This window comes from Microcoleus sp. S13C4 (assembly GCF_036700865.1).
GTDB lineage: Bacteria > Cyanobacteriota > Cyanobacteriia > Cyanobacteriales > Microcoleaceae > Microcoleus.
In genome coordinates this window covers 15,945-40,934 of sequence record NZ_JAUBPS010000030.1, presented here as the reverse complement: position 1 = coordinate 40,934, position 24,990 = coordinate 15,945, and the positions used below count along the sequence as shown (strand labels likewise).

At 46.3% G+C, this 24,990-nt stretch carries 13 protein-coding genes and 1 pseudogene; 4 read left to right on the top strand and 10 right to left on the bottom strand.

Annotated elements, in window-relative coordinates; genetic code table 11:
• Positions 1-341 precede the first annotated feature (341 nt).
• Positions 342-1,232: pseudogene (locus tag QT996_RS14665) on the bottom strand (efflux RND transporter permease subunit); the annotation flags it as partial.
• 148 nt (positions 1,233-1,380) lie between these two features.
• Positions 1,381-1,983 carry a thioredoxin family protein gene (locus QT996_RS14660; RefSeq protein WP_333047363.1) on the bottom strand — a complete coding sequence of 201 codons (603 nt, stop codon included), beginning with the start codon at positions 1,981-1,983 and terminating at the stop codon, positions 1,381-1,383.
• 174 nt (positions 1,984-2,157) lie between these two features.
• On the opposite strand from QT996_RS14660, the gene QT996_RS14655 reads away from it, so the two are divergent.
• A complete protein-coding gene (locus QT996_RS14655) occupies positions 2,158-2,562 on the top strand; it encodes an NIL domain-containing protein (protein WP_333047361.1) in 405 nt (134 codons plus the stop codon).
• Between the two features lie 65 nt (positions 2,563-2,627).
• A complete protein-coding gene (locus QT996_RS14650; RefSeq protein WP_333047359.1) occupies positions 2,628-3,071 on the top strand; it encodes a hypothetical protein in 444 nt (147 codons plus the stop codon).
• A gap of 972 nt (positions 3,072-4,043) precedes the next feature.
• Here QT996_RS14650 and QT996_RS14645 read toward each other — a convergent pair.
• The 4 genes from QT996_RS14645 to QT996_RS14630 form a co-directional block, all read right to left on the bottom strand.
• Positions 4,044-4,595 carry a shikimate kinase gene (locus tag QT996_RS14645; protein ID WP_333047358.1) on the bottom strand — a complete coding sequence of 184 codons (552 nt, stop codon included), beginning with the start codon at positions 4,593-4,595 and terminating at the stop codon, positions 4,044-4,046.
• Positions 4,596-4,617: 22 nt separating this feature from the next.
• Positions 4,618-5,502 (bottom strand): LapA family protein, encoded by an 885-nt coding sequence (locus QT996_RS14640; RefSeq protein ID WP_333047357.1) that lies wholly within the window; start codon positions 5,500-5,502, stop codon positions 4,618-4,620.
• 94 nt (positions 5,503-5,596) lie between these two features.
• On the bottom strand, positions 5,597-6,220 hold the full coding sequence (locus QT996_RS14635) for a flavin prenyltransferase UbiX (RefSeq protein WP_333047356.1): 624 nt from the start codon (positions 6,218-6,220) through the stop codon (positions 5,597-5,599).
• Positions 6,221-6,611: 391 nt separating this feature from the next.
• On the bottom strand, positions 6,612-8,978 hold the full coding sequence (locus tag QT996_RS14630; RefSeq protein ID WP_333047355.1) for a ribonuclease R family protein: 2,367 nt from the start codon (positions 8,976-8,978) through the stop codon (positions 6,612-6,614).
• Between the two features lie 880 nt (positions 8,979-9,858).
• On the opposite strand from QT996_RS14630, the gene QT996_RS14625 reads away from it, so the two are divergent.
• On the top strand, positions 9,859-10,866 hold the full coding sequence (locus tag QT996_RS14625) for a hypothetical protein (protein WP_333047354.1): 1,008 nt from the start codon (positions 9,859-9,861) through the stop codon (positions 10,864-10,866).
• Between the two features lie 213 nt (positions 10,867-11,079).
• Here the strand turns inward: QT996_RS14625 and clpP are convergent, their stop codons facing one another.
• A complete protein-coding gene (gene clpP / locus QT996_RS14620; RefSeq protein ID WP_333047400.1) occupies positions 11,080-11,712 on the bottom strand; it encodes an ATP-dependent Clp endopeptidase proteolytic subunit ClpP in 633 nt (210 codons plus the stop codon).
• An 866-nt stretch (positions 11,713-12,578) separates the two neighbouring features.
• Between clpP and QT996_RS14615 the strand changes: the two genes are divergently transcribed.
• Positions 12,579-16,460 (top strand): PAS domain-containing protein, encoded by a 3,882-nt coding sequence (locus tag QT996_RS14615; RefSeq protein ID WP_445304571.1) that lies wholly within the window; start codon positions 12,579-12,581, stop codon positions 16,458-16,460.
• Between the two features lie 125 nt (positions 16,461-16,585).
• Here QT996_RS14615 and QT996_RS14610 read toward each other — a convergent pair whose 3' ends face one another.
• From QT996_RS14610 to QT996_RS14600, 3 genes are all read right to left on the bottom strand, one after another.
• On the bottom strand, positions 16,586-17,806 hold the full coding sequence (locus QT996_RS14610; protein WP_333047352.1) for a heparan-alpha-glucosaminide N-acetyltransferase domain-containing protein: 1,221 nt from the start codon (positions 17,804-17,806) through the stop codon (positions 16,586-16,588).
• Positions 17,807-17,962: 156 nt separating this feature from the next.
• Positions 17,963-19,375 carry an adenylate/guanylate cyclase domain-containing protein gene (locus QT996_RS14605; protein ID WP_333047350.1) on the bottom strand — a complete coding sequence of 471 codons (1,413 nt, stop codon included), beginning with the start codon at positions 19,373-19,375 and terminating at the stop codon, positions 17,963-17,965.
• Between the two features lie 48 nt (positions 19,376-19,423).
• Positions 19,424-24,952, bottom strand: coding sequence for an ATP-binding sensor histidine kinase (locus QT996_RS14600; protein ID WP_333047348.1), 5,529 nt, complete (start codon positions 24,950-24,952; stop codon positions 19,424-19,426).
• Between the last annotated feature and the right edge of the window lie 38 nt (positions 24,953-24,990).

Genomic DNA, 24,990 nt, shown 5'->3' with positions numbered 1-24,990 from the left:
CTTATTGACTAATTCTAGGCGTCTCAACAGAAGATCAAATACAGTAGGGGTATTGTTGGTAAATCCGACAGTCCGACAGGGAATGAATTCCCTGTCTCATAGCGAAAGTCCTCTAAAAGAGGACTAAAATCGATCGCACTTTCCGTTGCTTTGTGGAACAGGCATCCTGCCTCTTATCGCTCATATTTTCTACAGTCGGTTAAAAATGAGCTCTTGCACCATTCTCAATAATCCTTTCAGGGCGGACTCTCCTGCCCAACCCCTAGTCCCCACAAGAAAACTCATTCTTTGTGGAACAGGCATCTTGCCTGTTCTTAAAAATGGTGTAAGAGCTCAGGATTTTACAAATTCGGAGTCTTTCCCGCCGTCTTCTGCAGGGGAATAGCAACTGTCTGCGGTTTCTTCTTCCCTGCCAACATCCCAAAGAAGTCGTGCAGCCAAATATAGAAACAGGGAATAATAAACAGCGTCAGCAAAGTTGCCAGCGACAAACCGGAAAACACCACCACACCCAAAGGTTGCAGAAACTCCGAACCCTCTCCAATTCCCAAAGCTAGGGGAAATAAACCCAAAACTGTGGTAATAGTTGTCATCAAAATCGGCCGCAAGCGCTGAGGTGCCGCCCTGAGAATTGCCGTGGTGCGATCGACCTTTTCATCTTCCAGAATTTGGTTCGCCAACTCCACCATAATAATCGCATTATTCACAACAATTCCCACCAGCAAAATCGCCCCCACAATCACCGTTGCGCCGATCGCAGTTTTAGTCGCATACAGCCCGAAAATCCCCCCCGCCAAAGCCAGCGGCACCGTTAACATAATCACCAGCGGATCGACAAGCGAATTGTACTACACCGCCATCACCACAAATACCAAAAACGCCGCCAAAGATCCCAAAACAATCAGCGAACTTTGCAATTCCCGGTTAGTTTCCGCCGCAGAACTCGGTATAACTCGTACTCCCGGCGGCAATTTGATTTCCGACAAAACTGCATCCACTTGTTTCAAAGCATCCCCCAAACTCGCGCCCTTATTAACATTCCCAGCAATCATGAAAACTTGGCGCTGGTTAAGTCTTTGAATTTCCCCAGGCGCTTTTCCCAGTTCAATATTCGCCACATCGCTCAAGCGGATAATGCTGTTATCCCTAGCAGTTAAAGGAATAAATTTTAGTGCACAAATCGATTGAACAGCAGCGCGATCGAACTGTACCCGCACATCAACCAAACGGTTAAAGGTAGTCGATCGCCTAAAACGCAGATTGACATAAGTTGCGAGGGGCTTTGGAATCTCTGTAAGTTATCGCAATCAGGAACAGGCATCTTGCCTGTTCCTAAAGTCTTCTTCCCTTTTCCCTCTTCTTTCTTCCTTCTTCCTTCATTTACTGTACTTGACTGCCGTGGGCGCGGGGATCGGAGCTACTTGTTTTCACAGCCCCTGTGGGAGGAGTAAAATTAGAAACTTGACCAGAAGATTTCGCGTGTGGCAGGGGTTTTCCTGCAATTAAAGCTTCTAAGTTAGCTTCCATAATACTGCGCGGCATTTCGCCCATCGTTTCAGCAACGGCGCTACCTTTATCGGTCAAATAAACAAAGTGCGGAATGCCATCTACTCGATATTTTGTGATTTCTGGCAGCCATTTGTCATTGTCTACATTCAGCATTACAAAATTTAGAGGTTCGGCATACTTCTCTTTGATTTCTCTGAGATCGTTAGCCATTGCCTGACAGCTACCGCACCAATTAGCATAAAATTCCATGAGTGTGGGTTTGCCGTTTACCAAAGCTGTTTCTAATGGCGTCGAAGCTGTTGCCATTTCGGTGAGACTGCTTGAGGGCGTTTGGGTTTGCAGCCCGAAGAAGATGGATATTGAAAGGGCGATCGCGGCTAACACGATCAATAAGTTTCTGAGGCGCGTGGCGACTTTTGTTTCGGGATTCTTGGCAGCGGGGGGGACAGTTGAGTTGGGCGAATTCTGCGTCATAAAATAAATTGCGGTTTTATTTCTATGTTTGTATTTTAAATAGATTCAGATTATACCACCTTTTGAGATAATCAGACCAATCTCATAAAAATTTTTGAAGAGGCCAGAATTAGACCAAGTGCGCTAAAACATAAGATAACTAAGATTGTTTGTAAATTATCGAGGACTTGCAGGGTGAAAAAACGGGTAACACTGACGTTTCCCCAACGATCGATCCAAATGCCTGTCACCTATCGACTAGCAAAGGATTTTAATGTTGCCGCCAACATTATCCGCGCTCAGGTGGCTCCAAATCAAGTGGGCAAACTGGTGCTAGAGTTATCAGGGGACATTGACCAACTAGAAGCGGCGATCGACTGGATGCGATCGCAAAACATCGGCGTTTCCTTAGCCAGCCGGGAAATACTCATAGACGAAGATATCTGCGTTAACTGCGGTTTGTGTACCGGAGTTTGCCCGACAGAAGCCTTGACCCTTGACCCAGAAAGCTTTAAACTAAGTTTTACTCGATCGCGGTGTATCGTTTGCGAGCAGTGCATCCCTACCTGTCCCGTGCAAGCTATTTCTACTAACCTCTAGCCCCTGTACAAAGTTTTCTGGATCATCATCTTTTTTTTGCCGGGTTCTCCTAATTGTGCCATTGGATGAAAAAAAACTCTTGGGTTTCCCTAACTCTACTTTTTGTTACTTATTTCACTTTTGGCTGGAAATTATCTGAGTTTGATGTTCCCCCGCACCTGACTTGGTTTCTAGCCATAGCTTCAATTTTAGTGTTGGCTGTCGCCTTGTCGTTCCCTCTGAGAGACATAAAAGCCTTCATGGTGCGCTGGTTTTCGAGTGATTTCGGTGCTTTTCTTTCTATTATTCTAGGAGCTTTTGTGGCAGTGGTAGTTTTTACCTGGATGCACCTTTTTGCTACTTGTTTAGTCTTGATTTCAGCCGGAGCTTTGGCAAGACTCGATATTCAAATATCTGGTTGGAAAAATTGGCGGGCTTTTGCGGTATTAGCTAGTATTTGTTTAACAGGTGTGGGGCTGGGTGGAGGGATCGAGTTTTTATTAAAAACAGGCAGGCTCGTATTATCTTAATTAGAAACGGGAAATTCACCCAACCCAATTCTACAAGTCGCAACGCAGATTTAGCCCAAAACTATCAGAGCGCCCATCAATAAATACAGCTTATTTTTTTTCTATCCCCCACCCCCGGATTAATGCCCGGTTCTGCGGCGTAATCATAGCAGTTTTCAAGCCTGGTGAGGTACAGCATCTCAATTGCCGATTCCTCCTTGGTTGTTACTAATGCCCCATTCCCAACTACCCATTCCCCATTACCAATTACCAATTACCGACGAACCTGGAGTGGAACTGAAAACCGCTATGGCAATATTGAGGTGTAGCGACTTTTGCTCAAAATGTTATTCCCAAGAGTCCGCAAGTCGGGCAGCCAAAAACTTGATCGCAATAAAAAAGCAGCTTTAGGGAGCTGCTCGTCAGAATGCATGAGGTATTGTTTTTAGAATAGGACAGGTTGAATTCGATCGGTGCTGGGTTACATTTTTTGATACGGGAGAGTTGATGAGTGAATGGACGATCGTAAAATCGTCACATAGCACGATAGCATTGATGCTAAATTTCCCGACAATCAAGTTAGCGTTTAACTGTCCTTGCGCCCTACAGCCCTTCAGCGGTGGGGCCATTTTATTTTTAGGGAGAACTCAATAGCCGACTTTAACGCATCAGACGAGTCTGCCATTAGTTCTTGTATAAAATTTCCGCATCGCCACATCCTCATACTTATAAAAGTTACGCATCACATCCACTCAAACCCGGTGGATTCCCAAACATTGGAAGGTTAAACGGAGACACTCAGGCAAAAACCAGTATTTTTACCGAAGTCATACCATTTTAGATTTTAGATTTTAGATTTTAGATTTTAGAGGTTGGGAATGACTGATGAATCTGGTTGTTTGGAGCTTGTGTAGGGTTGCATTATTTTTGGGAACTAATACCAAAAGTCCTGAGCAACCTGTTATTTTGTCAGCAACTCAGTTTCTGAATGTATCAATTGAGATCAGGCCCGGTTTCTGATTTGATAACTTTTTGGATTTCCTCGATCGCCCTAGTCGCCACTGCTTCAGGCCTTTCGCCCACACCAGCATAGACTCGGACATCTGCTTGAGTGTAGAAACGCTCTCGCTCTTTAAAAAGGCTTTGCAGCTTAGATTTGATCTCGCCCTCCTGCAGTAGGGGTCGAGCGGTGTCCGAACGCAGTCGATCGTACAGTTGATCTACAGGCACATCCAGCCAAACCACTACACCGTAGTGCAAGTAACCCCAATTCATCGATCGGGCCACAATGCCACCGCCCGTAGCCACAACCGAATTTTGATACGCAGACAATTCGCCGAGCACTTTAGTTTCTAGTTCCCGAAAAGCCTCTTCCCCTTCTCGCTCGAAAATCTCAGCAATTGACTGATTAGCAACTCGAACAATTAGCTCATCAGTATCAAAAAAACGGTATTTTAATTTTCTTGCCAGAATCCGCCCTACCGTTGTTTTTCCCGCACCCATCATCCCGACAAGATAGATATTTACTCCCCTCAACCCATCCACTGCCAAATCCTCCGATATTTTTCTATTTTTTCAGGTTAATCGATCCGCCACTGGGGCGATCGTCGTCATCAAACTCATCACCCTCATCCAATCCCCAATCATCCTCTGCTTCTGCAAGAGGATTTATTGGTGCTTCATCAGCGGGTTTAGGAATCTCCCCTCCCGGAGGAACCAGCACTCGATACTCCGCATCGTATACAGCCTCAGTTTGCCCCACCCCAGACTGGTTTGGATCTCGATAGCCGTAAGAGTATACCGAGCCAGCCCAAGACTGGCTTTTCGGTTCCTGCTGAGCTTCGTAAGCCCTCGGATTTGCCGCTGGAACATCATTTACCGCAGGCCCGGCGGGAAAATCGCGATCGTCCCCCCAATCGTCATCACCCCCTTGAGAGCCGGATTTTGAGCCATCTGAGACCCAATCATCCTCATCGTCTGCCGCTGCATAAGTCCCCGGTTGAGCGTAATCCTTCGCCCCATCCGGGTTCGGAGTTTCTTGCAGGAAAGTCCGGGAACTGTAACCGGCCGGCGTACCGTAGTCTGTTCGGTAGGAACCAGCAGCCTGAGTTTGGCTATTTTCCCTATTCATATCCGGGTCAATTCCCTCTTTTCTAGGAGGGGGAGGTGGCGTGTAAGGCGTTCTCCTTTCCTCTGGGAAAGTATCGGGCCGGCTGCGACTGGATCGGCCGGTGCGGTCTCTCGTTAGAGATAGGTAATTTGAAAAAGCCAGCAAACCAGAAATCAATAAAGATGTGAGAGCTCCCACCACCATGCTGAGAAGAATCCAGATAGATAAGGGCAAAGCAGGCGATCGAACTCCCAAAAACACCAGCGATAATGCTGGCTCCACATTTTGCAGGGCAAAAATAGTCAGCCCCACCACAATTACTAGCAAAAATACAGGTCGCATATTAAAAATATTGGTAATTGGTAATTGCTAATTGCTAATTGGTAATTTAAACTAACAAATCATCAATAACAAATAACAAACTGTCAACTGTCAACTAACTCCCTTCTTCTTCCTTCCAGCGTTTGATAGGAACGCAATCAATCCCCAACTGGTCTAAAGCGCGAGCCACCACAAAGTCTACCAAATCTTCAATAGTTTGCGGATTGTGATACCAAGCAGGAATCGCTGGTACAATTCTAGCTCCAGCTTCCGCCAAGGTAGTCAAATTCCGCAGGTGAATCAAGCTAAAAGGCGTTTCGCGAGGCACGAGTACCAATTTTCTCCCTTCCTTGAGCTGAACGTCGGCCGCTCTTTCGAGCAAATCCGAACTCAAGCCAGCCGCCAATTTGCCCAGCGTACTCATGCTACAGGGAATAACCATCATCCCTTGGGTACGAAAGGAGCCACTAGCAATATTAGCACCCACATCTTGCCAGGGATGGCACCGAAGTTTACCCATTGTGGCTACTCCTGCTTGTTCCCGCCAGAATTCCTCTTGAAGCGTCGGTTCTGCGGGCATTCGGATGTTCTGTTCGCTTTGCCAAACCATGTAAGTAGATTTCGATGCTACCAGTTCCACGGCGCGATCGGCTTCCAACAAATATTTCAATGTTCGCACCGCATAAATCAGTCCCGATGCTCCAGTAACTCCTAAGATTAGGGGGTAGTTATTCGTCATTAGTTATTCGTTAGTTGAGGGTTGACTGTTGTTAGTAATTAGTTGTTATATCAAATCTCTTAGATCGGAGTTCTTCCTATATCTCTTCTCGACCTCTGCGTGAATCAGCGTTAATCCCTTGTTATCTGGGCTTAATAAATTCTCTTTTTTAAACCACAGATACAGGCAGATTAACGCAGATTAATTAGATCGATTCCGGTTGCACCGTCCGTGATTCTTAACTGTTGACGGGCTTTTACAACTCCGATGCAATCGGATTTGATATTAGTCCTTAATTATTTATTGATGATTGCTGAGTATAGTTGGCAGCCCACTTCTTAATACTTAGTTGCTAGACAATGACAACTAAGTATTTAGAAAAGTTAACAGTCAACAGTCAACAGTCAACTGATTATTCATCATCATCAAAAGCTTGACTGCCGCCACCAACTGCAACTAAATCAATTTGCTGGCGGTAGTAGTCAACACTCTTGACTTGAACTTCTACCCGATCGCCCAAACGGTACTGATTGCGGTTTTTCCGGCCCACCAGAGTTTGCTGGCGCGATCGATATTCGTACCAGTCATCCTTCAGCGAAGAAACGTGCACCAATCCCTCAACACGCAAGATGTCGCTCTCCGGCGGCCGCACCTCAATTTCCACAAAGAAACCGTAAGACTGCACACCTGTAATCAAACCCTGGAAAGTTTGACCGGTGCGCTCTTTCATCAATCCGGTTTTCTTCAATCCCTGCAAATCGCTTTCGGCATCCTCAGCAACCCTTTCGCGTTCTGTCAGGTGTACCACGGCCGATGCAAACTCTGTCTCAAATTCGTGGTGCAAATCAGGGGGGAGAACATTCCAAGTAATTTGACCGTGACAGGAGGAATGGTGCAAGTCAACTTTTTCCTTAGCCCGTGTTGTGCGGCTGCTGCGGCCTTGCTCGAACACCGCTTGCAACACCCGCAGTACCAGCAAATCGGCGTAGCGGGAAAGTGGCGAAGTGCAGCGCGTGTAACCCTCTGACAGCCCCAAACCGAAGTGTGGCTTAGGAGTGGTGCTGTAAACAGCGGGCTTCATGGTGTCTTCAAGCAGGTAGGTGAGAACTCTTTCGGACTTAAGGCCGGCAAACTGCTGGGTAAATCGCTGAAAGTCCAAGGGCAAAACTTCTTCTTCGGTTTCGAGATACAGTTCGCCTCCGAGGTTGTTCGAGAGTTTGATGAACTCTTGAATGTCTGCCGGGTCTGGCATTGGCTGGACACGGTAAATTGCTGGGACTCCCAAGGCTTGTAGGTGGGTGGCGACAGCTTGGTTGGCGAGTACCACCAACTCGGAGACAGCCGACTGAGCAGGGGTAGCTGTTGCAAAAGCTCCTAATTCGCCTTCGTCGTCGAAGTGAGAGTTAGCGTCGGGCAAATTTAGTTCAAAAGCTCCCCGCTTCAGCCTTGTCTGTCTGGCTGCCTGTGAGGCGGCCCCGATTTGATCTAGGAAAGGACGGAGGGCGGAGGATAAAGGGTGCTCTTCGGCATCGCTTGGTTCGAGAATTGCTTGAGCTTGCTCGTAGGTGAGGTGGTAGTCAATTTGAATGACGCTGGCTTGAATTTCGTATTCTAGGAGTTCTCCAGATTCGTCTAGGGTGAGCAGTATGCTGAAGGCCAGCCGTTCGCTGTCTGGCAGCAGGGAGCAGCGCTCGTTGAGGAGTTCTGGCAGTACGGCGATGATTTTTTCTCCCAGATGGGCTGCAGTGCCTCGCTTGCGGGCTTCGCGGTCGATCGGGGTTTCTGGCTGCACGTACTCGGCGGCGTCGCTGATGTGGATTCCTATTTGCCAGCGGCCGGGCTTCAGGGTTTCGATCGACAAAGCGCGTTCTACTGGCGGATCGGAGAGGAAGGATGTCGGGTCAAACTCGTTTTCGCCTCCTCCTTCGGAGAGATTTTCCTCCTGGACTTGAGGAGCATTGTTTTCGCTGTTGGTTGTTCCCGGTTCGTTTTTGCTGAAGCTAACAGTCAGAATGTTACGCAAATCTAGGCGTTTTTTGATGTCGGTTTTTTTGACTTTGCTGGGCAAATTTTCCGCTGCTTTGATGACGGCGGCGGGGAACGATCGCGGCAAGTCGTGTTTGCAGCATACGATGTCGAGGTCGTCAGCGGCTTCGGCGTCGGAACCGAGTACCTGTACTACTTTGCCGACTGGGCGATGGGTGCCGAGGGGGTAGCGTTTGACTTCGACGTGTACTAGGTGGTCGATCGCCTCTTGGAGATTTGTGCCATTTGCGAGCAAGTCTAGTTCAAACAACAGGCGATCGTCCAGGGGGATTGCTCTGTAGCTGACGCGGCCGGTGGGGGTGGCGGTTTGCTTGACTCGCGCGAGTACCGAGGGGTTGGCGCGTTCGAGGATGAGCATGACTTCGCCTTCGGGCGATCGGCGGCGGCTACCTTCTTTGATGATTTTGACTAAAACTCGATCGCCATTCCAAGCAGTCGAGAGGTGACTTTCCCGCACGTAAACGTCTTCTGAGCCTTCGGCGTCTTGAATTGCAAAGCAAAATCCTTTGCTCGAACAGCGCAGTTTTGCTTCCACTACGTCGTCTTCAGCTACTCGGCGATAGCGGCCTTTGTCTTTGACTAATATGCCAATTTTCTCTAGAGCTTCTAATGCGATTTGAAGTTTGAGTTGACTGGTGGCGTCGTTGCAGTCGAGTTTTTTCTCCAATGCTTTAGGAGCCACTAATTTGTCTTCTGTAAAATTTGCCAGCAGTGCAGCGATAGAAAATTCCATGTAGCGATCGATCCTCTTGTTTCCAGCAATTAGTCTAAATTTTGGCGAAATCAGCCGCACCCCCTCGGGCCCTCGCAGTGCCTGCTTCCCAACAAATGGGCGGATTAATAGGTGGAGACGCGAGCACAGCCACCTTGTTTGATCGCGAGGTTTTTTTGAGATTCTCTCCCGACACCGGCTTCGTGCTAATTGTCTGCTGTCTGTCTTGAACTGACTGCTGACGGTGCAGACAACTGTCCCGCACGCTATTCCCCAATACAATTTTTTAGCGTTGGTTTGTTTGCTTTTAGGTCAGCAGCGCCGAGCACTTCGCGAATTAGAAAGCCCCTGTCGGTTCTTAAAAGATGGCTCGATACTGAAAGCGACGGCTTGAGTCGAGGATGAGCCGATGGAGGGATGGAGAGGGATAAAATTTGCATTTCTTCCTTCTGCCTTGTTCCTTCTGCCTTGTTCCTTCTTCCTTTTGAAGTGCCTCTTGCTTCTTGCTTTAGCAAAGAATTTACCGGAGCTTTAAGGCAAAATTGCTAGTAGCTCGCTGCTGCGATGCCCCTGTTTTTTGCACGCGATCGGTCCTTGCGGACGGAGGTGCAACGAGCGGGTCGGGAGCAATCTGTGCTGTAGAAAGTGCAAGGTACACAAAACCGGAGACTTTTACTACTTTTGCTTAGTTGCTGTGCCATCTCCTATAGGTAGAAATGACGCCCGGTGCTTGTTAGCTTAAACTGCCGGATGTGGGATGGGGTTTAGTGGCGTGAAAGGTTGCGCGGATGACTCACCTTTAATTTATTGTATGTTGAATATGTGCTTTCAGAAAATTGTTTTCTCTAGGCTGTACTACACTTAAGTCATAAGCCCCTTCTGGTTTCGGGGTCAAAAAATTATGTTTGCTGAATTTCGCGCCCTTTATCCCGCTGGACAGTTAATTTGTGAGTTGCTGACTGTTCATCACGGTAAGTTTGTTGTTCGCTGTCTGGTTCAGGTTGACGGCAAAACTCTGGCTACGGCTATGTCGGCTGCTGAGTCTGTTGAGGATGCTGAAGACCGCGCCCGGTTGCGAGCGATCGCTGTCCTCGGATTTGCTGAGCCCGATCGTGCGATCGCAAGTGTTGAGCCGGCTCCCGTTGCTGCTGTTCCTCCCGTTGCTGCTGTTCCTCCCGTTGCTGCTGTTCCTCCCGTTGCTGCTGTTTCCCCGGTTGCTGCTGTTCCCCCTCCCCCTCCTGCTGCTGTTCCGGTTCCTGTTGCGCCGACAAGTGTTCCTCTTCCTGTTCTAGAAATGCCTGTTGCTGACAAATTGCCTGAACCACATCAAAGCAATTTTGTCAAGACTGAAGCGAAATTAAATGAAGAGCCGATCGCACCTGTACCGGAACCGCTGCCTCCAAAGGTCGATCTGACGGAGGCTAGTGGATTTGTACCAAAGCAGTTAGACTCAGACGCTTGGCTTTCTTCTAGCTACGGCGAACCACTTCAGGAACTGGAGGTGCCGACTTCTAGCCAAAGTGAACTGCTACAAGGTGCAGCAGAAGTCAGGGAATTGCAACCGATCGCAGTGGGAATCCCCAGCGATGCGATCGAGGATAATTCTGATACGATCGCCGAAATAGACGCCATCCTCAAACGCCTGCAATGGAAGAAAAAACAGGAAAGCGACTGTCTCGAACAAAATTACGGCAAGTCGTCGCAGAGAGAGCTTTCTAGCGAACAGTTGGTAGACTTCCTAGAATATCTGGAAATCTACAGCAGAACTACTGAGGAAATCAAGCGGTTGAACTGGACTCCCAACCAAGGAAAAGATTATCTCAAACAAGGTTATGGCAAAGAAGCGCGCCATTTCTTAAATCAAGTAGAATTGCTCGACTTCCTGCAATATCTCGAATCTTTGCCCTAGTAATTATGTGGGTTTCTAGGTGTGAGGTTTTTTTAGAAAAAGCTACATATAGCAGTTTTCAATTGTATGAAATACAGTAAGGACTTAACAATGACGCCGTATCATGTGCCCCAGCATCTGTAATTCACTCGACTGAAAACTGCTATATAACCGTTAAAAATTAAAAATCAAAAATGAGGAAATATTCTTCATTTTTGATTTTTAACTTTTTATTTAGACGACAGCGGCGATCGGGCGGCTGGCGGAAGGACGGCGATCGATGACTTGATCGACTAATCCGTAGTCCTTTGCTTCTTCAGCGGACATGAAGAAATCCCGTTCGGTATCTTCTTCAATGCGGGAAAGCGGCTGACCGGTATGGTTGGCAAGATGTTCGTTCAGGCGGCGTTTGTGATACAAAATCTCTTTGGCCTGAATTTCAATATCAGTTGCTTGTCCTTGAGCTCCGCCTAGAGGTTGGTGGATCATAATCCGGGAATGAGGCAAACTCATCCGCTTGCCTTTAGCGCCGGCACTCAACAGGAAAGCGCCCATGCTGGCGGCCAAACCGAGACAAATAGTGCAAATGTCGGGGCGGATGTGGTTCATCGTATCAAAAATGCCCATACCTGCTGTTACCGAACCCCCTGGGGAATTGATATAGAGGTAAATATCTTTCTCGGGATCTTCGGCGTCTAAAAATAGCAATTGGGCAACGATCAGGTTAGCTAAGTCAGAGTCAACCTGTTGGCCCAAGAAGACGATGCGATCGCGCAGGAGTCGCGAGTAAATGTCAAAGGCGCGTTCGCCGCGACCGGATTGTTCTATAACTGTTGGGATCATTGACAGGGCCTGCCTATTACGTATCTTTTTTTTATTTTAGCGATTTGGGTTCATTTGTAGTTACGGATTCCCGGCGCGCGATCGGCTTTTACGCGCAAAATCCTTAAGCTGGGATTGGTTGAGGCATTTGGGCCGTCGCACTTTCTCGATTCGGAAGCTCGATCTGCTTTTTCTGCTTTAGACTAATTCAATACTCCGGAGAGGTTTTAGATAGGGATGCGATGCCTACGGCAAACTTCGCTAACGCAGTACAGCACAGAAGCGAAAAAGTGAGTGGAATCAAAGCTAAAAACAAACAGAAAAAAAGGCATTATTTTAAGTTAAACTACAAAAAACACCAGCTTTTTAGATGGTTGGCTTATGAATATTATTAAATCAATAATACAACAAATACAGCGATTCGTCAACCCCAAAACAAGTTTTTAGTGGTTTTATCGTCAACAATTTTGCTCGTTTATGGTTCGGTTAAACTGACCAATTTCAGTTGTTAGAGTTGTTTAAATGAAAAAACTGCTCGTCGTCAGTTTCGCTCATTGTTTAACTTTCCACAATTTAATCAATGCTGCTTAAAAACTGTCCAGACTATTGTTAAGGGAGATCGGTCTGTCTACTTTTTGACAGATATTGAGTATGATAGATACCATGTCCTTAAAGTGTATGAGATATTCTAAGAGTAACGATTAATCGTTGGGAAAATCGAGGGATTCAACCCTCACCTTTGGCATTAAGGCAAATTCGGACGCGGGTTGCTGAACTGGGTCAATCCTCTTCAATCGTCATTCGAGAGGGCAGCAAACAGCTTTTAGCTCAGTATTTTCAGCGAGGTAGAGTGTGTGATTGATGTGGTAGATGAGGCTGCTCCTCAAAATTTATTTGCAGGCGATAGCGAGATGGCGATGCGGATGCGATCGCACGATTGGTCGCAAACACCACTGGGGGCTGTCGAAACTTGGTCAGATAGCCTGAAAACGGCTGTGCAGATCCTGTTGACAGAACTCGATCGCACCCAGCACCCAGAAAAGACGCAGCTAGAATCCGATCTGCTGCAGAAACGCCCATCAACAGATGCCTTGTATCAAACTGCCCAAGCCGATGCGTTTCGAGTCAGGCTCACCAATGCGCTGCGCCCGCTGACTGATGCTAATGAGATTCAGGCGATCGCGGCCCGTGTTCTGGGCGAGTCTCTAGGCGCAAGCCGCGTCATTTACGTTGAAGTGTTACCCGGTGGCAAAGAGGTCGTCGTTCATAAAAACTACACGAACAATGTTGCCGAACTGAGTGGGGTGTACCATACGGAAGACTTCGGACGCGACCTAACAGACGACCATCGAGCGGGGCAAACGGCGATCGTTCCCGATGTGGCAAACTACCCTAAATACACAGCCAGCCAGAAGGCAAGGTATGACTCGATAGATATTGCCGCGCATATTGATGTGCCACTGATTAAGAACGAGCGATTCGTCGCGTTGCTAGCGGTGCATCAGGCAAACCCTCGCCAGTGGAGGGAAGACGAGGTAAGACGAGTTGAGGAAACCGCAGAGCAAACGTGGGCAGCCGTTGAACGTGCCCGTGCTGAAGCCGTTTCGCTTGAGAGTCGCACCGAACTCGAACGGCAACTGCGAAAGTTCGATGCGATCGTCGGTGCAATTCCCGATTTTATTTACACCTTCAACCTGTCAGGACGGTTCACTTATATCAGTCCGGCGTTGCTCGATCTTTGGCAGAAAACTTCGGATGAAGCTTTGGGAAAGAACTTTTTCGAGCTGGATTATCCCACCGATTTAGCGACTCGACATCAGGAACAGATTCAACAAGTCATCAAGACGCGCCAGCCGCTCAAGGATGAAGCACCCTACACTAGCGCGATCGGTACGCGCACCTATGAATACATTTTCGTGCCGCTTTTAGACATAAACGGCGCAGTCGAAGCAGTGGCAGGCGTGACGCGAGACATGACCGATCGCAAACTGGCAGAACAAGCCTTGCGCCAAAGCGAGGAGCAGACTCGGAATATTGTGGAGAGCATCGCTGAAGCCTTCTTTGCCCTGGATGAAAACTGGCGGTTCACTTACGTCAATCGATCTGCTGGGGTACTGCTCGATCGCCCTCCAGATGATTTGATTGGCAAAAATTTATGGGAAGAATATCCAGAACTGATTGGCCATGAGTTGGAGGAGATTCACTGGAGGGCCATGCGCGATCGCGTGGCTGCCTCAATGACCGCGTTTTACCAAAACCACGATCGCTGGTACGAAGTTCGCACCTACCCCGCCCCAAACGGCATCACCGTTTATTTCAAAAATCTTACCGAGCAGATTCAAACTGCCGCAACTCTGCGTCAATCCGAAGAACGCTACCGGACGCTGTTTGAGTCGATTGGCGATGGCTTTTGCGTCATCGAGATGCTGTTTGATAAAGACGATCGCGCGATTGACTACCGCTTTTTAGAAGTCAATCCGTCGTTTGAACAACAATCAGGATTGGTGCAGGCAGTGGGCAAGCGGATGCTTGAACTCGCCCCAGATCATGAGCAGCATTGGTTTGAAATTTATGGCAGAATCTCGATAACGGGCGAACCGCTTCAGTTTGAGAATTATGCTAAAGCACTGGACCGTTGGTTCGATGTGTATGCCTGTCGCACGGGTGAAGCCCAAGCGCGAAAAGTGGCGATCGTCTTCAAAGATATTAGCGATCGCAAACGGGCAGAAGAAATTGCGCGGCGAAACGCCGAATTTGATGCTTTCCGTGTCTCTATCGCCGACGCGCTCCGCCCGCTTGCCGACTCAGTAGAGATTCAGGCTACGGCCAGCCGCGTGCTGGGCGAATATCTCGGCGCGAACCGCGTGCTGTACTTTGAGGTTCGTGGCGCTGATTACGTCGTTGAGCGCGATTACGTCAACGGAGCCGAAACAATGGCTGGCAAATACGCGATTGATTCGTTCGGCCCAAAGCTGCTTGCAGCGTACCGCACGGGTTGCCCTGTGGTCGCATCCGATGTGGAAGCCGATCCCAACCTATCTCCAGAGCAGCGATCGGCCTACGCCGCGAGCCAGATTGGGGCATACATCGGTATACCCCTGGTCAAGGAAGGCGAGTTTGTAGCGGGGCTGGCAGTCCACACATCCGAGCCACGAGCTTGGACGCTGGACGAGGTGTCTCTGGTGGAAGAAGTTGCCGAGCGTACTTGGGCGGCAGCCGAACGCGCCCGCTCCGAAGCAGCCTTGCGCGACAGTGAGGAACTAAAGCAACGCATACTGGAAAGCAGTCAAGATTGCATTAAAGTCTTAATGCTCGATACCGAAATCGTCTATATCAATCCAGGCGGGTTGTGCCTGTTGGAAATCGATGATCCGTCACTCGTTCTAAACACCAGTTGGCAAGATATCTGGCAAGGTAAATATTATGAAAATGCCAAGGCCGCGATCGCGGCTGCCAAAGCAGGCAATACAGGTCAGTTGCAAGGCTATCTTCCCACTTACAAGGGTACCCCGAAGTGGTGGGACATTATTATCACACCCGTGCGGAATACCACTGGACAAGTGACGCAACTTTTAGCAATTTCCCGCGATATCACGAAGCAAAAGCAAGCTGAAACTGAACTGGAACGACTGCTGGCGCAAGAGAAAGTTGCGCGAGAAGCTGCCGATCGCGCCAACCAGATTAAAGATGAGTTTTTGGCGGTGCTGTCCCATGAATTGCGATCGCCCCTCAATCCGATTCTCGGCTGGTCAAAACTATTGCAGCAGAGAAAATTGGACGCGGCAAAAACCGCAATGGCATTGATGACGATCGAGCGTAACGCCCGACTCCAGGCGCAACTCATTGACGATTTGCTGGATATCTCTCGGATTTTGCGCGGCAAACTGATTTTAACCGTGTTGCCGGTCGATCTGAGTAAAGTCATCTCAGAAGCGCTGGAGACGGTTCGATTAGCCGCAGAAGCGAAAGCCATTCAAATTTGCACAACGATTTTACCCAGTGTTGGCATCGTCATCGGCGATGCTGGACGGTTGCAGCAGGTAATCTGGAATCTGTTGTCTAACGCGGTCAAATTCACACCTCACCGGGGACAAGTCGCTGTTACTCTAGCTGTGGATGAAATCCACGCTGAAATTCAAGTTACTGATACTGGAAAAGGCATTCGCTCTGACTTCCTGCCCTATGTTTTCGAGCATTTCCGGCAAGAAGATGGAGCCACCACCCGCAACTTTGGCGGCTTGGGATTAGGACTGGCGATCGTGCAGCAAATTGTAGAATTGCACGGGGGAACAGTCGCAGTTGATAGCCTTGGTGAAGGACAAGGAGCGACGTTTACAGTTCGCATTCCGCTTGCGCCTCGCTCTCATGAATTGCCCGCGATCGAGCAGCCATCCGACTCAACCGGAGATTTAAGCGGCATTCACGTCTTAGTTGTGGATGATGATACAGACTCACGCGAGTTTGTGGCGTTTGTTTTAGAACAAGCGGGTGCGATCGTCACTAACGTCGCCTCTGCAATCGAGGCACTACAAGCTTTTTCTCAAGCGGTTCCCGACATCATTGTGAGTGATATTGGGATGCCAGAAATGGATGGCTATATGTTGCTGCGTCAGATTCGCAGTCTGCCGATCGAGCAAGGCGGACAAGTTCCCGCGATCGCCCTCACTGCCTATGCTGGAGAGATGGATATACAGCAGGCGATCGCAGCAGGCTTTCAACGTCACCTTGCCAAACCTATTGACCCAGATGCAGTGGTTGCGATCGTCACCGAATTAGTATGCTCTTGTAGTTAATTTAGTAATTAAACAATATAGTCAGCCCGAGTTTTACCGCGGTATTCACCGACAATACCCAAAGCCTTTTCAAGTAGATCGGGCGCTACCCATAAAAGAGTTATATCCACTAGATACCAAACTACTCAAATTTTTATCGCCCAATCACGTCGGTACATTCCATACAAAATTAACCACCAAAATAAGACCGCACTCACGGCAAACGCTAGGGAACCATTCAGCGGCCCCGCCCACGGCACAAACCAGTTCTCGTAAATCCAAGTGTAGGTACTTGGAGGACTTTCGCCCCTGCCAATATGGGTTTTCAACAGGATTCTGGCAACTATACCGGAAGCAACAAACAGGAAAATTGCATTCACTCCCATGATTTCAAACGGCTTCCCCCATTTCCAACCTCGCACTTCTATTGTTTCGTAGCAAGCTGCTAGCAATAGCAACGCCCAACCAGCCGTAAAAACTACATAGGAACTTGTCCAAAGTTGTTTGTTGATCGGAAATGAAAATCCCCACAAGTGGCCGATTACCACGCAACAGAGGCCGCAGATTGCTAAGTTAATACTGGTGCGGGTTTTGATTGGTTCTAGTCGCAGCCACTCTCCTGTAAAGTAGCCGATCAGGACTGTTACAACTGCGGGTAAGGTACTCAACAATCCTTCGGGGTCGAAGGGGCCGCCTTTGTACAGGTGTTGGCTACCGAGAATTAGCCGATCGACATATCCTCCTAAATTTCCTTCTGGCGTGAGTTCCCCGGCAGTGTACCCCCCTACAGGCACTACGGTTAAGGCAGCCCAATAGCCCAAAAGCACAGCAACAGCGAGCAGCTTTTGATTGCGGGGGGAAAGGTTGAGAATGGCGATCACACTGATGAAATAAGCTAAGCCGATGCGCTGCAATACTCCCATGATGCGGATTTTACCGAAGTTTTCTACGGGGGCGCTGTTGAGAAGTACGTCAAGGGCGATCGAAGATGTATTTAGCAGCAATCCTAATATAAATAGAATCGCGGCGCGGCGCGCAATTCGCCAGTAAATATTTGAAGAAGGAAGAAGGAAGAAGGAAGAAGGAAGAGGGTTTTTAGCAGATTCTGATTTTTCCTTTGTTGGTGTAATTTTTGAGGTTTCTATTGGGGTTTTTGGATAATTTTGAATATATTTAGACAGCGAGAAAGACATCGCGCAGCCAACGATGAACAAGAAAAACGGAAATACTAAGTCTGTCGGGGTGCAGCCGTGCCATTCTGCGTGGTCTAGCGGTGGATATACCTGTTCCCAACTACCGGGGTTGTTGACTAGAATCATCGAGGCGATCGCAATTCCGCGAAAAACATCAAGGGATTTTAAGCGCATAAATTAAGTTATTTGTTGACTGTTGACTGTTGACTGTTGACTGTTGACTGTTCACTATCTTAGCTGATGCCCATTTCCTAATTCTTTTCGGCCCTATGCCCTATGCCCTATGCCCTATGCCCTATGCCCCATGCCCAATTCCCCATTACCCCTCAACTAAATTTCAATTCCTTCCAGAGTCATAATGACTGCATTCTTCATCAACATATCGCAGCGTTCTGCATAAAAAGATGCTGCCTTATCATACTTATTAATTTGCAAAACGCGCAGAAACATTTGTCGTGCTTGCGCGAATTGCTGCTGGTAGTGAAAAAAAATTCCCTGTTCAAAATAAGTTTGAGTTTGTGCTTTTAGTTCGATCATTGTCGGCGAGTCGCCATCGTAAATTTCAAATACAGCCACAGGTGTTTGTTTTCCTTTTACTTGAACGCGATCGAGAAACCGACACTTGTAATGTTGAGGATCGTCTATCCGGCAAAGGGTTTGGACACTAGCTACAATAGCCACCCCATAAAGCTTTGTCAATCCTTCCACGCGGGAAGCTAAATTAACGGCATCAGAAATCACCGTACTTTCCATTCGTTCCGCTTCGCCAATCGTACCTAACATTAGAGTCCCCGTATGCAAACCAATCCCTATCGAAATAGGTTGATAACCACTGTTTTGCCTGTGTCTGTTATAAATTTTAACTTGCTGCTGCATCTCAATTGCTGCTTGCACAGCATCTTCAGCCCTGTTAGGAAACAAAGCCATAATCCCGTCACCAATATATTTATCTATAAAACCGTTGTACTCGCGGATAACTGGGCCAACTCGGCTTAAGTAAGAGTTAAGAAATTCAAAGTTTTCTCGGGGAGACATACTCTCGGACAGACTTGTAAATGAGCGAATGTCGGCAAACATAATCGTCATTTCTGCTTGTACAGCGTCTCCTAGTCTCGCATCAACGATGCTTTCTCTTTTGAGAAACTTCAAAAATTCACGGGGTACAAAACGGGCTGATGCGGCTGCAATTTTTTCGAGTTCGCTTTTGCTGGATTCGATTTGATTGAGTGATCTAAATGCTCTCAGGGCGGTGACTACTGTGGTAAATAATTTTTTGTTAGTAAGTTCTGTTTTGGTTTTGTAATCATTGATATCGTAGCTGACAATTACTACATCTTCTGGTATTTGGCCGGGCTGTCCAGTGCGTAAAATAATCCGCACTACTTGATTATTTAAAATATCGCGGATGTATTTAACTACTTCCAAGCCTGCTTCTTCTGTTTCCATAACTACATCGAGTAAAATCAATGCTATGTCGTAGTTATTTTGGATTATTTCTTTAGCTTCTTTTCCTGAGTAAGCGCTGATAAATGTTATACTTTTTCCTTCAAATTTAAAATCATTTAACGCTAATTTAGTAATATTGTGAATTTCTATTTCATCATCCACAATTAATATTTTCCAACTTTCTTCTAGCGGTTTTTGTTCAGCCTCATCTTCCTCGGCAAATATTAATTCATCGTCGCCTGCGGCGATTAATTCATCATCGCCTGCAGCCAACAGGTTTTTACTAGCTTCTGACATATATCGTTCTCCTATATAAAACTTATATCCATGTTGGCGGTCTAATAACTAACTGCTCATGTTAGCGGGAAATTCAATCATAAATTTTGTGCCTTTTTTTACTTGACTTGTGCAGCTAATTGTGCCTTTTAGTTTTTGAGTAACAAGGTTATAAATAATGTGCAGTCCCAATCCCGTGCCTCCCTGACCTCTTTTGGTGGTAAAAAACGGTTCAAAAATTTTACTGAGATTTTCTGGGTCAATACCTTTGCCGTTATCGGCATATTCAAATATTAGCCGATCGCCCTCTAGTTTGAAATCAAAAGCCAGAACTCCTTCGTCCTCTCCATCGTAGGCGTGAATTAGGGAATTCAACACCAGATTTGTCACAATTTGACACACTACGCCGGGGTAACTGTCCACTACAATATTTTCATCACACTTAATCTCTATTTTGTGCTTAGTTCTTTTTAGTTTGGCTGTTAAGGATGTCAAAATTTCCTCTAGATAGTTTTTAACATTAAACGTGCGTTTTAACTCGCTCGACTGATCCACAGCTACTTCTTTAAAACTGTGAATTAAGTCTGCGGCCCGCGTGAGGTTAGATAAGATCATATTACTGCTTTGCATGGCGGTATCCAGAAACTTTTCTAACTCGGAACGTTTTATTTGGCCGTTACTGTAAACCTCAAAAAACTTTGTGGCTTTTTCAGCAAGCAAGGAGGCGGCGGTGATGCCGATGCCTATGGGAGTATTGATTTCGTGGGCAACCCCTGCAACCAACCCTCCGAGGGCAGCCATTTTTTCCGATTCTACCAGTTTATTTTGAGCGGATTTTAAGTCTTCTAAAGTTTGGGAGAGTTCCGAGGTACGTTGCTGTACTAAATTTTCGAGATTCTGATTGAATTGGTGCAAGTTGTCGTAAAGTTGGGCGTTTTCGATAGAGATAGAAATTTGAGAAGACAGCAGTTTTAATATTTCTAACCTGTCTTGTGTAAAAGCGCCTGTAGTCAGGTTGTTTTCTAAATATAGAATGCCAGTGAGTTGGCCTTGATTAATTAACGGAGTGCAAAGAATTGATTTAGGTTGAACGGCCATTATATAGGGTGTGTGAGTAAATTGTCCTTCGCTGCTGGCATCGTTTAAAACTATACTTTCCTGGGTGCGGGCGACGTAATTCACAACTGCAACTGCCAGTAAAGTTACTTGTTGATCGTCGGCAACAAAATCTATCGGAATTGATTGCATGACAGCAACGCGATCGACATCTACAGATCCTGATGCTTCAATCACCCATTCACCGTCTTTGTCTAGTATTAAAAATCCTCTTTGCCCCCCGGCATTTTCAATAACAATTTTCATCATTTTTGCCAGCAGTTTGTCTAGAACTATTTCGCCGGCTAAGGTTTGCGATGCTTTAACTGCTGTGGTCAAGTCTAGCACGCCTGCACTGTCGCTCTTAGTGGAAGCGCTGCTGGTAGATTTGTGAGTTTCGATATTAGTTGAAATCGAGCCTGAAGTTAGCAAGTGCGAGTATTTCGATTCTAAATGTGCTGCTTTGGCTGTTGCTCCCCAGCGCTGATAGCAATAACGCGCTTCTGTCAAGTAAGTTTTAGAATTTTTTTCTCGTCCTATGGATAGATAAAATGCTCCTGCCAATTCTGCTGCTAGTGCTTGTACTTGTATGTATCCGTTTTCTTGGGCTCCTTCAATTGCGCGATCGTAATATTCCATTGCTCTCACCACATTGCCCAAAACGCGCGCTTTCTCAGCCGTAAGTAAGTCGCATTTGTGCTGAAGATTCATGGGCGCCGAAAGCGCTTTTTGTTGCAGTTTTTTCCGATTACTGACAGCGTAAAAAATATGCTCTTCTTGTTCCTCTTGTGTTGCCGATGGATAGGCTGCTAGGCGGGCTAGAGAATCGTAGAACTGGTACTCCGAAACATTAATGAAGCCTGCAACTCCGTCTAAATAAACTTCGGCTTGCGCTGCATTTTCTAGCGCTCCTTGGGCATCTCCAAATAAATAAGCTAGTATTAGTTTTTGCACATAAAAGTGCTGGAGCCCCACTCGATCGTTAGCTTTCAACAGCAGCGCCAACAATTTTTCTTCGCTGTAAGCTTCACCTAATACAAGGTCTGAGATTTCCCATTTTCCCATCAATTGCAAAACAGTTTGCCGATATATTTGATTCCAAATCAATACAGTTTCTTGCTTAATTTGAAACAGCAAGTGGTTGTAACTTACCATTCTCCTTTCTAGTTGTGGCAATTCTTGACCGATGAAATACAAAGACTGACAAATATTTACGGCAGCAGATCCGACACATTCTAAATCTCCATTTTCTAGGGCGCTTTTATAGGCGTCCTCTAACAGCGGCAAAGAGTCTTTAACGTGATGCTTGCCGTTCATCAAAATGAATGCTACTAAATTAAGCGTTTTGCTTTTGAATTCTAACGCATTTAATCTATCGCTCAAATTTAAAGCTAATTGACCGAAGCGATCGCCCGATTCAATATCTCTAACTATTCCTTTTAAAATTGCTCCGTAATTAGCATAACCGAAGGCAGAAAAAACAGAATTTCCGTGGTTTATAGATAAATTAACTTGCTCGCACACAATCAGCGGCAGCAGCACAGGTTCAACTATAAATGTAGCTGAAAACATACTGGAAAGCACGCGCATAGTTGCTAATTTGTGCGGATTTGTCATGAGTGGCAAGTTAATTAAATCTTCGATCTTTTTATCTGTTAAATAAGCGGCGGTTTTAGTCAGTGCTTGCTGAATGTGGAGGGGAATAGGCGATTCGGGAAAGTTAATTCCTAACATTTGTAGTGCTTCGCGACCAATTTTTACCGATTCTTGGAGTTTGGTTTGCATCGCACAAGCTATGATTCTGATTTCAAAAACTTTGATTTTGTCTAGTTCATTTTTTGCGTGTTGCAGAACAATTTCAGCCCATTTTTCCATTGGTTCAAAGTCGGTATTGAGGTAAGCAGCTTCTGCTGCTGACTCGTACACTGCAAGAGTCAAGTCGTAGTCAGTTTGCCAACTTGCGGGGGGAAGCAGTTCAATACCTGCGGTTAAATACTTAAGGGCGAGTTCGTAAGCTGCACTTGCTTTTGCTTTGCGACCTGCCATTAAATTTAATTGGCATAATTGAAATTTTTCTAATTTGCTGCTGATTATGGGTTTTGCTAAATTTAGTTGGTTTACGGTATCAAAAATATGCTCTTCTAATTGCTCGGGCGGGGCGTTTTGTAGCAGAATCTGACCTATTTTAAGATGGGTTTCTTGTTTCTGATAATCGGATATTAAAGCATAAGCTGCTTGCTGCACTCGCTCATGCAAAAATTTGTAATTTGCCCTAGGAACATCAGCCACGGGTAGAGACAAGTCATCGGTAAAGTCTCTAGATATTGTGTCTGTTATTTCTGTGGTTGCTGCTAGTGTGATCGGAAGTTTGTAGGCGTTATTCACGAGTAAAATCAGACCGGACTGAAGTGCCTCACCGAGGTCTGTTGCTGCGGACGCCAGAGGTTTTTCGGCTATTGTAGAGAGAATTTCTAAATCAAATCTGTTGCCGATACAAGCGGCTAATTTAAGCAGTTCCTGGGTATTCTCTGAAAGTTTCTGAATGTTATCTATCATTAATTCTACAACATTGTCAGTTATTCCCATTTCTTGTATTTGTTCGATATCCCACTGCCACTCACCTGTGATATTGCCTTTTTTCACAATTTGCTCTGAGATTGGTTGCGCTAAGCCCGATCGGTTAGGTTCAGCTAGCTCTACCACATTATTCGATGGTGAAAGCTTAAATTGAATCAAACTTTTTGAGTAAATAAATTTTATTAATTGAGTTAAAAAGAATGGATTTCCAGCGGTTTTTTGAAAAAGCAATTCTGCTAAAGTTAGGGATTTTTCTGGGGCGCAGTTCAAAGTATCGGCGACAAATTGGTTGACGCTGCTTATATCTAAAGGCGAAAGGGCGATCGCACTTACAGTGCCGCCTGCTTTTTTAATTGCTTCGGCGGTCAGCATTACAGGATGGTTTGCATTTACTTCCTGCTCTCTATAAGCTCCAATTATTAATAAATATTGAGTTTCTAGGTCAGTTGCTAGCAGTTCTATTAACTTGAGAGATGCTGAATCGACCCATTGCAAGTCGTCGAGGAAAATTACTAAGGGGTGTTCTTTTTGAGCAAAGACGCGGATGAAGTTTTGAAATACTAAATTAAAACGATTTTGAGATTCATTTGCCCCTAAATCTGGGACGGGGGGCTGCGGCCCAACAATCTGTTCTAATTCGGGAATGGCTTCAATAATTACTTGGCAGTTGCCGCCGAGTGCTTTTAAAATTTTTTGTTTCCAAACATTGATTTCTGTGGCATTTTCTGTGAAAATTTGTCGCAACAAATCTTGAAAAGCTTGGAGCAAAAAAGCGTAGGGAATATCGTGCTTGAATTGCTCAAATTTGCTGTCAATAAAATACCCGTTTTTCCGCCGAATCGGCTTGTAAACTTCATATACTAACGAAGATTTTCCCACACCTGCACCACCAGAAATTAGCACGATCTCTGTATTACCTCGCCTCATCCGCTGGAAGATACTAAGAAGCATATTAACTTCTGCTTCTCGCCCGTAAAATTTTTGGGAAATTTGCAGGTGACTTGACTGATCTTGTTCGCCGAGGGTTATATGAGAAATTTCGCCTGTTGTTTGCAGTTGATCGAGACAATTTTCCAAGTCATACAAAAGTCCCAAAGCACTTTGATACCTGTCTTCTGCCGTTTTTGCTAAGAGTTTTATGACGATATCGGAAATGACTTGAGGAATCTCCTTGGTTCCTACTTGATTGATTCTGCCTTCGATGGTTCTGCTTTCTACTTTCTGCTTTCTGTTTTCACAAGGAGAAACTGGCGTTTTGGCAATATGGCAGTGTACTAATTCCATGGGATCGATCGCCTGAAAAGGCAATTCGCCACAAAGCATTTCATAAAAGGTGACGCCTAAAGAATAAAAATCGGTGCGGTAGTCGATCGCCCGATTCATGCGTCCCGTTTGTTCAGGAGACATATAGGCGAGAGTGCCTTCGAGTAAATGGGGATGGCTGGGGGTGGGGTTGTCGCCCGGTAGTAGGGAGGCGATCGCAAAATCAGCAATCTTGACATCTCCTGTCTCGATATTGACAATAATATTGCTGGGTTTAATATCTTTGTGGATGATGTGGTGTTCGTGGAGTTGCCCAATAGTTTCTGCTAGTTTGATGGCAATATGCAGAAATTGTTGTAACTCTAGCTGGTTGTTGCTGAGAAAGTCTTTTAGGGAAATTCCCCCAAAATCTTCTAAAACTAAAACAGGAAAGTGATTGTAGGTTTCTATTTTGTAAAGCTTGACTATTCCGGGCAAACTCAAATTTTTAAGAATTTCGGATTCGTGCAGGAGTTGGGATATTTGCGCTGGGGTAGGGTATGGCGACGTGAGAGTTTTGAGGATAACGGGTTTTTGTTCCTCAAGCTGCATCCCTCGATAAATAACTGTGTGAGGGTTTGTATAAAGTTCTTCGTCAATGCGGTATCCAGGGATAGAAATCATGAGAGTGGGGGGTAATTTGAAAGATCCGGTTATACAAT

Bases quoted from the DNA above. Each gene is read 5' to 3' on its own strand.
- QT996_RS14600 (WP_333047348.1), bottom strand. From the start codon at position 24,952: ATGATTTCTATCCCTGGATACCGCATTGACGAAGAACTTTATACAAAC.
- QT996_RS14610 (WP_333047352.1), bottom strand. From the start codon at position 17,806: ATGCGCTTAAAATCCCTTGATGTTTTTCGCGGAATTGCGATCGCCTCG.
- QT996_RS14630 (WP_333047355.1), bottom strand. From the start codon at position 8,978: ATGGAATTTTCTATCGCTGCACTGCTGGCAAATTTTACAGAAGACAAA.
- QT996_RS14615 (WP_445304571.1), top strand. From the start codon at position 12,579: ATGGCGATGCGGATGCGATCGCACGATTGGTCGCAAACACCACTGGGG.
- QT996_RS14625 (WP_333047354.1), top strand. From the start codon at position 9,859: ATGTTTGCTGAATTTCGCGCCCTTTATCCCGCTGGACAGTTAATTTGT.
- QT996_RS14640 (WP_333047357.1), bottom strand. From the start codon at position 5,502: ATGCGACCTGTATTTTTGCTAGTAATTGTGGTGGGGCTGACTATTTTT.
- QT996_RS14605 (WP_333047350.1), bottom strand. From the start codon at position 19,375: ATGTCAGAAGCTAGTAAAAACCTGTTGGCTGCAGGCGATGATGAATTA.
- QT996_RS14660 (WP_333047363.1), bottom strand. From the start codon at position 1,983: ATGACGCAGAATTCGCCCAACTCAACTGTCCCCCCCGCTGCCAAGAAT.
- QT996_RS14650 (WP_333047359.1), top strand. From the start codon at position 2,628: ATGAAAAAAAACTCTTGGGTTTCCCTAACTCTACTTTTTGTTACTTAT.
- QT996_RS14635 (WP_333047356.1), bottom strand. From the start codon at position 6,220: ATGACGAATAACTACCCCCTAATCTTAGGAGTTACTGGAGCATCGGGA.